Annotated in this window: 11 protein-coding genes; 10 read left to right on the forward strand and 1 reads right to left on the reverse strand. The window is 42.5% G+C overall.

Annotation, left to right across the window (positions count from 1 at the left end; genetic code table 11):
• Nucleotides 1–252 precede the first annotated feature (252 nt).
• The 10 genes from dhaK (at nucleotide 253) to lacZ (ending at nucleotide 14,612) form a co-directional block, all read left to right on the forward strand.
• Nucleotides 253–1,242, forward strand: a complete 990-nt coding sequence (dhaK, locus tag DES38_RS09860) for a dihydroxyacetone kinase subunit DhaK (protein ID WP_110251943.1) — start codon at nucleotides 253–255, stop codon at nucleotides 1,240–1,242.
• 14 nt (nucleotides 1,243–1,256) lie between these two features.
• Nucleotides 1,257–1,844 carry a dihydroxyacetone kinase subunit DhaL gene (gene dhaL / locus DES38_RS09865; RefSeq protein ID WP_110251944.1) on the forward strand — a complete coding sequence of 196 codons (588 nt, stop codon included), beginning with the start codon at nucleotides 1,257–1,259 and terminating at the stop codon, nucleotides 1,842–1,844.
• On the forward strand, nucleotides 1,837–2,211 hold the full coding sequence (dhaM, locus tag DES38_RS09870) for a dihydroxyacetone kinase phosphoryl donor subunit DhaM (RefSeq protein ID WP_110251945.1): 375 nt from the start codon (nucleotides 1,837–1,839) through the stop codon (nucleotides 2,209–2,211). Before dhaL ends, dhaM begins: the two co-directional genes overlap by 8 nt.
• A 291-nt stretch (nucleotides 2,212–2,502) precedes the next feature.
• On the forward strand, nucleotides 2,503–3,993 hold the full coding sequence (locus tag DES38_RS09875; RefSeq protein ID WP_110251946.1) for a response regulator transcription factor: 1,491 nt from the start codon (nucleotides 2,503–2,505) through the stop codon (nucleotides 3,991–3,993).
• Entirely contained in the window at nucleotides 3,993–5,786 is a 1,794-nt protein-coding gene (locus DES38_RS09880) for a sensor histidine kinase (protein ID WP_110251947.1), read from the forward strand. Before DES38_RS09875 ends, DES38_RS09880 begins: the two co-directional genes overlap by 1 nt.
• A 358-nt stretch (nucleotides 5,787–6,144) precedes the next feature.
• Nucleotides 6,145–7,452 carry an ABC transporter substrate-binding protein gene (locus tag DES38_RS09885; RefSeq protein ID WP_110251948.1) on the forward strand — a complete coding sequence of 436 codons (1,308 nt, stop codon included), beginning with the start codon at nucleotides 6,145–6,147 and terminating at the stop codon, nucleotides 7,450–7,452.
• Nucleotides 7,453–7,532: 80 nt separating this feature from the next.
• Entirely contained in the window at nucleotides 7,533–8,405 is an 873-nt protein-coding gene (locus DES38_RS09890) for a carbohydrate ABC transporter permease (RefSeq protein WP_110251949.1), read from the forward strand.
• Nucleotides 8,402–9,229 carry a carbohydrate ABC transporter permease gene (locus tag DES38_RS09895; RefSeq protein ID WP_110251950.1) on the forward strand — a complete coding sequence of 276 codons (828 nt, stop codon included), beginning with the start codon at nucleotides 8,402–8,404 and terminating at the stop codon, nucleotides 9,227–9,229. Before DES38_RS09890 ends, DES38_RS09895 begins: the two co-directional genes overlap by 4 nt.
• A 50-nt stretch (nucleotides 9,230–9,279) precedes the next feature.
• Nucleotides 9,280–11,499: an alpha-galactosidase gene (locus DES38_RS09900; protein ID WP_110251951.1), complete on the forward strand. Its 2,220-nt coding sequence runs from the start codon at nucleotides 9,280–9,282 to the stop codon at nucleotides 11,497–11,499.
• The gene (gene lacZ / locus DES38_RS09905) at nucleotides 11,499–14,612 is read left to right on the forward strand and encodes a beta-galactosidase, LacZ type (RefSeq protein ID WP_211305855.1); all 3,114 of its coding nucleotides are present in this window, start codon (nucleotides 11,499–11,501) and stop codon (nucleotides 14,610–14,612) included. The genes DES38_RS09900 and lacZ overlap by 1 nt, the downstream gene beginning before the upstream one ends.
• 237 nt (nucleotides 14,613–14,849) lie before the next feature.
• Here the strand turns inward: lacZ and DES38_RS09910 are convergent.
• Nucleotides 14,850–15,005, reverse strand: a 156-nt coding sequence (locus DES38_RS09910; RefSeq protein ID WP_146206374.1) for a transposase, incomplete at its 5' end; no start/stop codon positions are given.

Genomic DNA, 15,005 nt, shown 5'->3' on the forward strand with positions numbered 1-15,005 from the left:
TGGTAAGTCGGCGACAAAAGCGGGCGAAACGATGGAAAACATGCCATTTGACGTGACAGCTGAGGATGTCGTTGAAGCGATTCGTGCCGTTGATGTATACGCCAAAGCTTATTTGAAAAAAACAAGCAAATAAATAAACGAGCAAATAAAGGTTAAAAGATGATACGTAACGTTCGCTTTAAGCGTCACAAGCCGACGTTACGTATTCGTTTATAGTCAATAATCAAGCGAGAACAATAAGGGGTGGACGATTTGAAGAAAATTATTAATGACAGTGGCACAGTGGTTGACGAAATGATTGACGGTTTTTGTTTTGCGCATGCGAACCAGGTTGAGAAATTGACCGATTTTCGTGTCGTGTTAAGAAAGAAAAAAACAGACCACGTCGCGCTAATTAGTGGCGGAGGAAGTGGTCACGAGCCTGCCCATGCCGGTTTTGTAGGCGACGGGATGCTCGCCGCAGCAATCTGTGGTGAAGTATTCACCTCACCCACGCCGGATCAAATTTTAGAAGCGATTAAAGCAAGTGATACGGGTCACGGTGTGTTACTCATTGTTAAGAACTACACCGGCGATGTGATGAACTTTGATATGGCGAAAGAACTGGCTGAGATGGAAGACATCAAAGTGGAATCGGTGCTTGTGGATGATGATATTGCGGTCGAAGATAGCACTTATACCGCCGGTAAACGTGGTGTTGCTGGGACGGTCCTTGTGCACAAAATTCTCGGTGCTTATGCACGTCAGGGAAAAACACTTGAAGAGCTTAAAACACGCGGTGACGCGTTAGTCGAGCGGATTAAAACAATTGGGGTCGCGCTAACAGCTGCGACGGTGCCAGAAGTCGGTAAGCCTGGCTTTGAAATTGGTAACGATGAGATGGAATATGGTGTCGGTATTCATGGTGAGCCGGGCTATAAACGCGAAGCGATTAAAACATCTGCGGAAATGGCTAAGGAACTGGTGAGTAAACTCAGTGAAGCCTTTAGCTTTAATCAAGATCAAAAATATGGGGTCTTAATTAATGGCTTAGGGGCAACGCCTTTAATGGAACAATACATCTTTTTAAATGATGTGAAACAAGAACTGGACAATCAGGCGCTCACGATTGCTTACACCAAAGTGGGGAACTATATGACCTCACTTGATATGGCCGGGGTATCATTAACCGTGATTGCTTTTGAGACAGATGAAGAAATCGATGCGTTAGAAGAAACCGTCGATACACCAAGTTGGACATAGGGGAGCGATAATCAATGACACTAACAGCTAAACAAACACGGGCGTGGTTACTGAATTTCAGTAACAAGATTCACGACAATAAACAGTATTTAAGCGATTTAGATCAAGCGATTGGTGATGGCGATCATGGTTCTAACATGAGTCGTGGGGTAACGGCTGTTGAAGCAGCAATCACCGATGAAAGCCTCGAAAAAGCAAGTGATGTGATGAAAAAAGCGGCAATGGCAATGGTTAGTAAAGTTGGTGGCGCTTCCGGTCCTTTATATGGGTCAGCCTTTTTGGAGATGGCGAAGGTGATTGATAACGAGGCAATTGCCCGGGTAATCGCTGCTGGTCTCGACGGGATTAAAAAGCGCGGCAAAGCAGAAGTCGAGGACAAGACGATGGTTGATATGTGGGCCCCTGTCGTTGATGCTTTACAAGACGGTCGCCTGAGCGTCGAGGCTATCGAGGAAGCGAAAGCACAAACCAAGCCACTAAAAGCGAAAAAAGGCCGGGCTTCGTATTTAAATGAACGTTCAATAGGTCATCTTGACCCTGGTGCTGTGTCAAGCAGTTACCTATTTATTGCCTTGCTCGAGGAGGTTGAAGTTAATGACTAAACGCTTTGGTGTGGTCTTGGTCTCACACGTTGAAGAACTCGCTTATGGTGCGTATAAGTTAGTTAAAGAAAGTGCGACAGAGACACCACTCACTTATGCTGGTGGTACCGATGATGGTGCGATTGGATCAAGTTTTGATAAAATCATGCAAGCGGTAGAAGAGAATGAAGCTGATTATCTCTATGCATTTTATGATTTAGGGAGTGCCAAGATGACGCTAGAAATGGTTAGTGAAATGAGCGAGAAGTCGGTAGAAATTGTCGATTGTGCCTTTATTGAAGGCGCGTATACTGCCAGTGTCTTAATAAATGGTGGCAATGATAAGCAAGCAATTGATGACCAGCTCGCTCCGCTCAAAATCAAGTAAAACCATCAATACACATGCATAAAGGGGAAAGATTAAGCGAAAGCTGGGCCCTTGAATTAAACGAAGTAAAAAGCACATGCGAATGACGGCGACGTCGGGGTGTGTGCTTTTTACGTGCGAGCACGTGGAAATGATGGCAATGGTTTTGTTGTCACTAACTTTCGCAGCATAAAAAGAAAGCGTATTGAGTTGTGAAAGTTAAAGTCAGTTTTTGAAAGAGTCTTTACGCAAGCACCGTCCCGCATGCTATACTAAGGGCATGAAATAGTTAGGTTATAAGGGGGATACACAATGGGGAACCATTATTATAAAGTGATGATTGTTGATGATGAATTATTGATTCGTCAAGGGATCTTACATTATATTAATTGGCAAGAGGAAGGCTTTCAAATTATCGGTGAAGCGTCAAACGGTAAGGAAGCCCTTGCGATGATTGCATCTGAACAACCAGACATTATTATTACGGATATCGTGATGCCGGTCATGAACGGGATGGCGTTTATTCAACACGTAAAAGAGCAATACCCGACCATTGAATTTATTGTTTTGAGTAGTTTTGCTGATTTTGATTATGTACGCGCCACCTTTAAAAGTGGTGTGGTTGATTATATCTTAAAACCGAAGTTAGATGCTGTTACCTTACTTGAAGCGTTGCACCGGGTAACAGACTCGATTGAAAAAGAAACGAAGACGCCTAGCAATAAAGCGACAATTGATTTAAAACAAACGTTAAAAAAACTGATTAATCACTATCAAATCGATGAGGACATCGGCACACTTGATGCCCAATTTCTCGATCCGCAATTTATTTTAGTTGAAGAACGTCGGCACTTCCCGAATAAAGATCAAGAAAAGGGCGTTGCCCTGTCTGATGATGCAACGAAAGTTATTTTAATCGAAGACGATGAGCAACAATCCTTGTATTTGATAAATACGACGCCTGAAGCAATCAAAGCGATCAGTCAGCGTGCCAAGGAAATGGCTCATGTGAGCTATTTAATCAGCGATGCCTTTACCTCACTTGAACAATTACACACCCGCTTTCAAGCAGATATCCAATTGCTAAGACAAGCGTATTTTTATTTATCGAATCAAACGGTCTTAACCAAGGACCGCTTACCTGAGCGGAAAATATATGCCTCAATGTTTGATTTGAACATTTTCTTGTTGTTGTTTAAACAAAATAAATTAACTGAAGCGACCGCTTACCTTGATACCCATTTGGAACAAATTCAAGCGGATTATCTCTATGACGCGAATGAATTGAAAAACTTTTTAGGCAATGCCTTGTTTAATGTAACGATTGCCCTCACGGCGCTAAAAAAAGAGACGAAAACGTTAGAACACAAGAAATATCAGTACTTTAATGCGATTAACCATGCAACAACGTTTGATGCAGCCGTTGACCATTTTTACCGGTTTATTGGAGAAGTGCGCGCCATTGTCGATGAAACAAAACCACAACCATCGAACAACATGGCACAGTTGCTTAACTATATTGATACCCATTATGATCAAAGTTTAACGTTGACTGAACTTGCGGATGCGTTTCATTTTAACCCGTCCTATTTATCGAGCTATTTTAGTAACCATCATAACCAAGGGTTTAGTGATTATTTAACCAGTGTCCGCATCAATAAAGCAAAACAACTGTTGACAGATAGCGATTTATCAATTGCTGACATTGGCAGCATGGTTGGCTACGGCGACCATAGCTATTTCTGTAAAGTGTTTAAAAAACAAACCGATTTCTCACCAAGTAAGTACCGGAAGGTGCAATGATGAGTGAGCTAAAGGAAACGCTGCAAGGTTGGATTGAACGAAACAGTCTTTTTCTAAAGGTTTTTTTGGTTACATTAGTGAGTGTGATTTTAGTTGCTGCGGCGATTAGTTATTCAACAATTAGGTTATCAACGACTTACTTTTTAGATAGCTTTAGCTTAACGAATTCACGGATCACTAGTGAAGTGAAGCATCGCTTTGAAAACTTCACGACAGCAGTGGTGACTGCGGTCAGAGAAGTTGAAAACAGCGGGACGATTAAACGGGTGTTAAGCATGGAAGAAATGGATTCGTTACTGATGGCTGGTGCTTATTTTGATGTTGCTACTGAAGTGGAACGGATTTATTCACATATTCAACCGGAAAATGCCAATTTGATGGTCGCCGGTGTAGGGAGTCAGCTTTACAACATGAACTATTCGTACTGGCCGATTACCCATGAAGCTTTACTTGACTTAGAAATAACGGAAACATTAAGCGCTGAGCCGGATAAAATCCATTATAAAATCATAAATCGCGATAATAATGCGCCCTTAGTCGTCGCCGGTAAAGCGTTAACGGAGCGGTTAGGGGATGCCATTTACGGTTTTGTTTATATCCCGATCCGCGAACAAGAGTTAAAACGTTTTTATCAAGGCTATACGACGGCTGAAAACAGTGTGTTACTCTTGGACCAATCAGGCCAAGTGATTTCCTCTAGTAATGAACGCTGGCTCGGCGAAGCGCAACCGGCGTTACTAGCAGAAATTAACCAAGGGCTCTCCGGTGAGACGGGTAATGCTTCGGTTACCTTTGAGCGTAACAACTATATCTATATTGCTGAGTATATTCCCGGCTTTAACATGTACCTTGTTAACGTGATTGACCAACAAGCGATTAGTGATCATGTAATTAATACCGATACACTATTCTGGATCATTTTAGCGATAATCGGGTTATCCAGTGGCATGTCATGGCTGATCACGCGTCGAATCACTCGGTCTTTAACACGGTTGGTACGTCAAATCAGTAAGCTCAATCGTCATAATTTCTCCAAACGCTTAAAAGAAGAAGGCGGTTATGAATCAAGAGAGATTGCCCGTGCCTTTAATTATACGTTGGATGAGCTTGATCACTATGTTAAGGTTGTTGTCGATTCACAGAAGCGGCAACGCGATGCTGAACTGCGTGCCTTGCAACATCAAATCAACCCGCACTTCCTCTATAATACCCTCGCTACCGTTAAGTTTATGGTTGCCAAAGGGGAGGGCGAACGAGCAATTGATACGATTCATGCCTTGATATCCTTACTTCAAAGTTCTTTAACTGACGTAGGTGAGACCGTGCCAGTCAAACAAGAACTCGAACATATGAAGTATTACGTCCGGATTAACCAAGCCCGTTATGGTGACCGAATCAAGGTGAATTACTTTGTTGCACCCGACTGTTATGACTACCGTTTACCTAAACTCGTCTTGCAGCCATTTATTGAGAATGCCTTTTTCCACGGGTTTAATGAAAAGAAAACAGGCTTTATTCAAATTCTGATTCATCAGGAAAATGAGCAACTGATCTGTGAAGTGATCGATGATGGTGATGGGATGACCATTACGAAAGAACATTTCCCCTATGTGGTCAAACAAAAACGACAGATGTTTAGTGGGATTGGCATGCGTAATGTCCATGAACGGATTCAACTATTATATGGTGACCCGTACGGTGTTAGTGTTGAGAGTGAGAAAGGTGCTGGCACAAAAGTAACCGTAACTTTACCGCTCGTGAAAGCAATACGTGAAGAAGAAACCGAAGAATAAATCGGCAGAACATAAAGACGCCTGTCGATTAAACGGAACGCTTGAGGCAGGGATCGTTTTACCGATTCCTGTCTCTTCGTTTGTAAAGAAACCCGGCTCGTCTTACGCGGGGTGTTACACCACAGCCTTATGTTAGGTCTAAATAAGCGAACTGTGAAGACTTGCACAAAACCAAAGAATAGACAAGTTCTAAAGATATGACAAAAACACCGTAAATACGGCAAGCGAACAAATAAAGATTTTACTAGTTGTTTTCTAAAAATCGTGCTAACGGTCTTTTATGTAAGCGGTTATACTAAAGTTACAGCGTTAGAAAACGCTTACAAAACATTCTTTATAAAAAACAGGAGGGTTTAACATGAAGAAAGTATTAGGGGTATTGGTAACATTATTATTACTTATCACACTCGCAGCATGTGGCGGCAGTGAAGATGAAGACACAAGTGGCGACAATGGTGGCGAAGGCACTGAGTCAGACGGGCCAACAGAAGTAACGGCTTGGGCTTGGGATCCTAACTTTAACATTCGTGCACTTGAACTTGCTGAAGAAGCTTACGATGGCGAGACAGAGCTTGACTTAGAAATTATTGAAAATGCACAAGATGATATTGTTCAACGTTTAAACACAGGTCTTTCTTCAGGTACAACACAAGGGATGCCAAACATTGTACTTATTGAAGATTACCGCGCACAAAGTTTCTTGCAATCGTATCCGGAAGCTTTTTATCCGTTAACCGATTACATCAATCCCGATGACTTTGCTAGCTATAAAGTTGAAGCAACGAGCTTTGACGGAGAGAACTACGGTTTACCATTTGATTCAGGTGTAACGGGTCTATACGTCCGAACCGATTATTTAGAAGAAGCAGGTTACACGGTTGAAGACGTTACCGATATTACATGGAGTGAATACATTGAAATTGGTAAAGATGTTAAAGAAGCAACGGGTTACAACATGATCACGATGGATCCAAATGACTTTGGTTTAGTGAGAATGATGCTTCAATCAGCAGGTAGCTGGTATTTTGAAGAAGACGGTTCAACACCGAACTTAGAAGGCAACCCAGCCCTTCGTGAAGCGTTTGAAGTACACAAAGCAATGATGGAAGCAGACATTGTTCGTTTACACTCTGACTGGAGCCAATTCGTTGGTGGCTTTAACAGTGGCGATGTGGCAAGTGTTCCAACCGGTAACTGGATTACGCCATCAGTTAAGGCAGAAGAATCACAAGCTGGAAACTGGGCAGTTGTTCCTCAACCACGTTTAGAAGTTGATGGTGGCACGACCGCTTCAAACTTAGGTGGTAGCTCATGGTATGTACTCAACACAGATGGTAAAGAAGCTGCAGCTGAATTCTTAGCGAATACTTTCGGTTCAAATGAAGAATTCTACACAACATTAGTAGAAGAAATTGGTGCACTTGGTACGTATACACCAGGTACACAAGGTGAGGCATTTGAAGCAGGCGATGAGTTCTTTGATGGGCAATCAATCATTCAAGACTTCTCTAACTGGACAGAAGAAATTCCTCCAGTCAACTACGGCATGCACACATACGCAATTGATGATATCTTAGTTGTTGAAATGCAACACTACCTTGATGGACGTTCATTAGATGAAGCTTTATCTAATGCGCAAGATCAAGCAGAAACACAATTACGTTAATTTAAAAAGCAATAGCCGTAAGGAATAGATAAAGACCCCCTCCTTACGGCTATAATTTTATCAAAAAGGAGTTTACGACCATGAAGCAGCTCATGAAAAAGAATAATATCGGCTGGCTATTTATCATTGTTTCAGTCATTGCGATTGGCATGTTTTATTTCTACCCAATGTTTGATGCACTTTTACTTTCATTCCAATCGGGAATGGGTGCTAATTTAGAATATGTTGGCTTTGGTAACTGGTCACGGTTATTCAATGATCCGACTTTTATCCAAGCGTTAATTAATACAACCACGTACTTGATGGTTCAAGTACCGATTATGATTGTCCTTGCTTTGTTTTTTAGTGTATTACTCAATGATGAGACACTTAAATTTAGAGGGTTTTTTAGAACAGCGATCTTTTTACCCGCTGTAACCTCATTGGTTGCTTATTCAGTTATCTTTAAATACATGTTTAGTGGTGACGGAATTGTTAACCAATTATTAATAAACCTCAATCTAATTGATGTACCCATTGCCTTTCTTTCTGATGGTTTTTGGGCAAAGATAGTTATTATTGTCGCGATCACATGGCGCTGGACGGGTTACAACATGATTTTCTACTTGTCCGCCCTTCAAAATATAGATAAATCAATTTATGAAGCAGCTCGGATTGACGGAGCATCAAGCTTCCAACAATTTTTAAAGATTACCGTACCGATGCTAAAACCAATTATTTTATTTACCACCATTACGTCAACGATTGGTACGTTACAAATCTTCGATGAAGTTGTCAACATTACAAACGGTGGACCAGGAAATTCCACCATTTCAATCTCGCAATACATTTATGATCTATCGTTTAAATACACACCGAACTTTGGCTATGCCGCAACCGTTTCATACGTGATTGTGATCTTAGTTATTATTCTATCGGTGATTCAATTCAAAGTGGCAGGTGATAAAGAATGAAAAAATTCAAACGACCATTAACCTATCTCTTCTTATCGATTGCAACACTTATCTCAATTTACCCATTCTTTTGGATGATTGTTTCGATGACCAATGAGTCAGTCGATGTAACCCAAGGCCGTCAATTGCCAGGTACGCATCTTTTTGAAAACTTATCTAAACTATTTGATCAAGTCGATATGGTAACCGCCTTAACCAACTCTGCAATTATCGCAATCGCTTCGACCTTCTTAACGTTATTGATTGCGTCACTTGCGGGTTACGGGTTCCAAATGTATCGCTCAAAAGGCAAAGACATTGTTTTTAATATTTTACTGTTATCAATGATGATTCCATTTGCGTCAATCATGGTACCGTTGTATCGTCTCTTCGGTAAGATTTCACAAACAGCACCGTTTCTAGGGATTGATACGTTAACCGCTGCTTTCTTACCAACGATTACCACAGCGTTCTTCATTTTCTTCTTTAAACAGAACACGAAGATGTTCCCGAAAGATTTAATTGAAGCAGGACGGATTGATGGTTTAAGTGAAATCGGCATTTTCTTTAGAATTTATGTACCAACGATGAAAACAACCTATGCGGCAGCGGCGATTATCGCCTTCATGAATAGCTGGAATAACTTCCTCTGGCCACTGGTTGTGTTACAGTCACCAGACAAACAAACGATTCCACTCCTCATCTCAAACTTAGGTTCAAGTTATGCACCTGATTATGGCATGATTATGTCAGCCATTACAATTGCGACCTTGCCAACGGCACTTGTTTTCTTCTTTATGCAGAAACACTTTGTTGCCGGTATGATGGGCTCAGTTAAAGGTTAACAAACAGGTAAAGATAGGAACAAAAGAAACAATGAAGAAGGGATGATTTTATGCCGATTTATGTAAATGAAGAAACACTCACATTCCACCTTTCCGGTCGGGGTGTGAGTTATCTTTTTAAAGTGTTACCCAATCAAGAACTTACCCATCTCTATTACGGGAAAGCATTGGCGCACGTGGATGACTTCAATCAATTGTTCTACACAGATATAAAAGATAACAGCTGTTTTGAAGCAAGTGAAACGCCACTGTCGTTTGATTATATTCGGGGCGAGTACCCGAGTTTTGGGCGTAGTGATTTCCGTGAACCAGCGATTCAGCTAAAAGACGAAGCGGGGAGTCGAGTGACGGCATTTCGCTATCAAGGCTATCAGATTAAAGAAGGAAAAGCCCCACTGGCAGGACTACCAGCGACGTATGTCGAAAGTGATCAAGAGGCAACAACCTTAACTGTAACCATGTACGACGCGCACTTAGACACGTCGCTTGACTTAAACTATACCGTGTTTAGTGATTATCCGGTCATCACCCGTCACGTGACCTTAACCAATCAAAGTGATCAGCAACTAGCAATTGACCGCTTGATGAGTGCATCGCTTGATTTCAATCATGACCAATGGGACTGGATGGAACTCCACGGTTCATGGGCACGGGAACGTCATGTGAAACGCCAAGCCCTCCATCCCGGCATCCAAAAGATTGGCTCAACGCGCGGCACGTCATCAGCCCAACATAATCCGTTTTTTGCCTTGCTTGACCCGGATGCAACCGAACATCAAGGTGAGGTGTATGGGTTTAGTTTAGTGTACAGCAGTAACTTTTTAGCACAGTGTGAGGTCGACCATTACCAAACCACGCGTGTGATGCTTGGGATTAACCCGTTTGATTTCAGTTATTTGTTGCGCCCGGGTGAAACCTTTGTCTCACCGGAAGTGGTCATGGTCTATTCAGATGCGGGATTAAACAAAATGAGTCAGGTCTATCATGACTTGTACCGCAATCGCCTTGCACGTGGGCATTGGCGTGACAAGTTGCGTCCCGTTTTAATCAACAACTGGGAAGCCACTTATTTTGACTTTGACGAAACAAAATTGTTAGCGATGGCCACCGAGGCGAAAGCACTGGGTGTGGATTTATTTGTGCTTGATGACGGTTGGTTTAAAGAACGAAACAGTGATCAATCCTCACTCGGTGATTGGTACGTCGATCAAGAAAAATTACCGCATGGTTTAGGTGCGCTATCAGATAAAATTACCGAACTTGGTTTGATGTTTGGTCTTTGGATTGAACCGGAGATGGTCTCACGTGATTCGGACTTGTATCGCGCCCATCCCGAGTGGGTCATTCAAGTACCAGACCGTGATAAAACAATCGGACGTTACCAATATGTGTTAGACTTTGCTAATCCGGATGTGGTCGATTATATTTATCAGCTCATTAAACAGCGACTTAGTGAAGCGAAAGTCAGCTACGTGAAGTGGGACATGAACCGCTACATGACAGAAGTGGCTTCACGACGTCTTGATCCCGGTGATCAACAATCGGTACGTCACCGTTACATTTTAGGGGTCTACCGTTTATATGAACGTTTAACCAATGATTTTCCCGATGTGCTCTTTGAATCATGTGCCAGTGGTGGGGCGCGTTTTGATCCGGGCATGCTTTACTATGCTCCGCAAGCGTGGACGAGTGACAACACCGATGCAGTTGAACGGATCAATATTCAGTACGGCTCCTCAATGGTGTACCCCTTATCGATGATGGGGGCACATGTCTCAGCGGTACCGAATCACCAAACCCATCGCATCACCCCGCTTGAAACACGCGGAGTAGTTAGTTTCAGTGGCATGTTGGGCTATGAACTTGACCCAAGTCAATTAACCGAGACAGAAAAAGCCATTGTAAAGCAACAAATTACAACCTATAAACAAATCCAGGAGACGGTTCAAACCGGGACTTTCACGCGGTTACTGAGCCCATTTGATGACCATAGGCGAGCAGCCTGGATGGTTAAGAGTCAAGACGAAACAGAAGTGTTAGTCACGTTTGTGCAATTGAGTGCTATCGCTAATCCAGGCTTTAGACAGCTAAAGTTAAAAGCGTTACAGCCAAAAGCGCAGTATCAACTAGTCGGTAGCGACGCAGTCTTTTATGGTGATCAACTGATGCACCACGGGATTGAACTTGATCGTTACATTGACCGTAGTGATGCCGGTGATTACCGCGGCTATCTATTACATTTTAAAGCATTGAAAGGGGAAGACAATTGATGAAACGTTATCCGAAGTACAACTATCAAGCACCCGCAAATGGGTATCCAGAATGGAACAACAATCCCGATATTTTTCAACTGAATCGACGTCAACCGACGGCTGATCACATGCCATTTGACACAGAAGAAGCGGCCTTAACAAATGAAAAAGACGCATCACCACGGTATTTATCACTTAGTGGCGACTGGGATTTTCACTGGTCGAAAAACCCGAGTGAAAAGTTAACTGACTTTTTCAAGGTTGATGCGGATTTAACTGACTTCAAACCAATTAAGGTACCGAGTCATTGGCAACTTGAAGGCTATGATTACCCACAATACAGTAACACAACCTACCCATGGGTCGAACATGAAGACATCAAGGCATCCTTTGCTCCAACCAATTACAACCCAGTGGGGCAATACCGGAAAACCATAACCCTACCAGAAGCATTTTTAGCTGAGCCGGTCTATTTACGGTTAGAAGGGGTGGAATCATCGTTCTACTTATGGGTCAATGGTGACTTGGTGGGTTACAGTGAAGATACCTTTACTGCCAGTGAATTTGATCTCACGCCATACCTTGTAGAGGGTGAGAATGTCTTCGCTTTAGAAGTTTACCGTTGGTCCGATGCGAGTTGGCTTGAGGATCAGGATTTTTGGCGATTAAGTGGGATATTTAGAGACCTGTACCTTTACCGGTTACCGCTGGTCCATATTGATAATTACTTCGTGAAGGCGGCGTTAGATGAGGCGTATCATGATGGTGAGCTGTCGGTTGACGTCACGGTAAGAAACTATACGGATGAAGCACAAACGGTGGATGTTCTTGTTAACCTCTATGATGAAACAGGGAAAAAAGTTTTTGATGCACCACTCAAAGAAACCGTCACAGTGGGTGAGGGGTATCAAACCGTCACGTTAACGCAAGCCGTTACTGAACCTGAAAAATGGTCAGCAGAAGCGCCGCATCTGTATCCTGTTTCGATCAGTCTTGCAGATCAAACTGGTCAAATTTATACAGCAGAAGCAACGAAGGTTGGGTTCCGTACCTTTGAACTTAAAGATGGGTTAATGAAGATCAACGGCGAAAGAATCGTCTTTAAAGGCGTTAACCGTCATGAGTTTCACTATAATGTCGGCCGAGCCGTCACGAAAGAACAAATGCTAAACGATATACTTATTATGAAAAAAGCAAACATTAATGCCGTGAGAACGTCGCATTATCCTAATAACCCGTATTGGTATGACTTATGTGATGTGTACGGTTTGTATGTGATTGATGAAGTGAACTTAGAAACACACGGTAGTTGGTATTACGGCCAAGAAACATTGGAAGATACGGTGCCAGGTAGCCGACCTGAATGGAAAGAGAATGTGTTAGATCGCTGTAACAACATGTTTGAACGCGATAAAAATCACCCGTCCATTATTATCTATTCGCTCGGGAATGAGTCATTTGGTGGCGATAATTTCTTACACATGCACGATTTCTTTAAAATGAAGGACCCAAGTCGCTTGGTGCATTATGAAGGCATCTTCCATTACCGCGAGTCCGAACGGGCATCGGACATTGAAAGCACGATGTATATTTCACCGAATGGTTTAGAAACGTATGCAAAAGAAGAAAAAGTGGATAAAAAACCATACATTTTATGTGAGTTCTCACATGCGATGGGTAATTCACTCGGCAACTTTAATCAATACATTGATTTGTTCTATCAGTACCCGATCCTTCAAGGTGGTTTTATTTGGGACTTTAAGGATCAATCCCTGCAACATAAAACCGCAGACGGTGTCGAGTTCCTTGCTTATGGTGGCGACTTTGGGGAATCTCCTCACGACAGTAACTTTAGCGGGAACGGGATTGTCTTCGGTGACGGAAGCCCGACACCGAAACTTGATGAAGTCAAACGCCAGTATCAACCAGCAAGCTTTAGTGCTGGTGATTTAACCAAAGGTCAAATCACCATGACGAACCGGTATCTGTTTACCAATTTAAATCAATTGACGTTTTATTATGACCTTTTAGAAAACGGTGACGTGATTGAATCCGGCGAAGCAGTTGTGGCGGTTGCACCGGGTGAGTCAAAACCGCATACCCTGGACTATACCTTGCCACAAGCTAAAGCTGGCAGTGTATATCACCTCAATGTAGGCTTTAAGTTAACAGAAGCTACACGTTACGCGAGTAAAGGTCATGTTGTGAGTTACGATCAGTTTGCGTTGCCAGTCAGCGCAGCAAATGTTGAGACAAAGGTTGTCGAGTCAGGTGAAATCAAGCAGGTCGAAAACGAAACAGATTTACGGTTCGTTTCAGATCAACTGACGGTCGTGCTTTCAAAAGAGACAGGACTAATCACGCAATTCACTGATGCGTCAGGGGATTATTTAACTGAACCCGTTGCCCCTAACTTCTGGCGGGCAATGACGGATAATGATCGCGGCAATGGGTTGGATCAACGGAGTGCCGTCTACCGTGATGCGAATAAAACACGTCAGCTAGAGGCAATCCAAGTAGAAACATTAACCGATCGTGTCCGCGTTAGTGTTAGTCATCGGTATCCGTCACTAAAAGAGAGCCAATCACGCTTCAGCTTTGAATTAACTGGGGCAGGCGTGTTAACCGTTCATTATCACTTTAACCCGAACCGTTCACTTCCTGAAATACCAGCGATTGGCTTAACTTTCTTAGTCAAGCAAGACCTTGATGCCATCGATTGGTTAGGGCGTGGACCGAATGAGTCTTATATTGACCGTTACACGAGTCAATTGTTTGGTCACTATACCGGTACGGTTAAAGATCAGATGGTTCCGTATTTGAAACCGCAAGCGTGTGGGAATAAGCTTGATGTCAAACAGCTTACGTTACTTGGGAAGTCACGGAAATTAATTGTTCAGACCGATGATCGATTTGAAGCAACCGTTTTACCGTACACAGACCAAGAACTAGAAGCAGCAAGTCATCACCATAAACTAGGCTCGTCAAACCAAACGGTAATGACCATTAATCACGTACAAATGGGTATTGGTGGCGATGATAGTTGGGGACAGAAAACGCACCCAGAGTTTACGATTTATCCAAATCAAAGCTATCACTATCAATTTAGCCTACGCAGTGAAACGAACTAACATGCGCATCCAGACACGCACCCCCGAATATTAAAGGACTGATAGGTGCGGGTCAATGAAAACACCCGCCTAGATTAAGTAGGGAAAAAGCGTAGTAAAAAAGATCAACAAAACACCTTGTGCCTGGCTGTAATTAAAGCCAGGCGCAAGGTGTTTTTATGGTTCTTTGTCAAATCGTGTTGGTGAGAATTTTTAACCAATTATTTAAAATTTATATATCACACGTTTTCGGTGCATTTAAGCTACCAGAGCGTGTGTTTTATTTTGTGCTTGTTTCTTCTGTGAATCAATGGCTTTATACTTAAAGTGTATGAGAATACGGTACTTATAGTTATAGAAATTTTTGTAGCCATATGCCACACGGTTTAATACCTTAATTTTATTGTTAATCCC

The sequence above is a fragment of the Streptohalobacillus salinus genome, assembly GCF_003201605.1.
GTDB classification, from domain to species: Bacteria; Bacillota; Bacilli; order Bacillales; family Amphibacillaceae; genus Streptohalobacillus; species Streptohalobacillus salinus.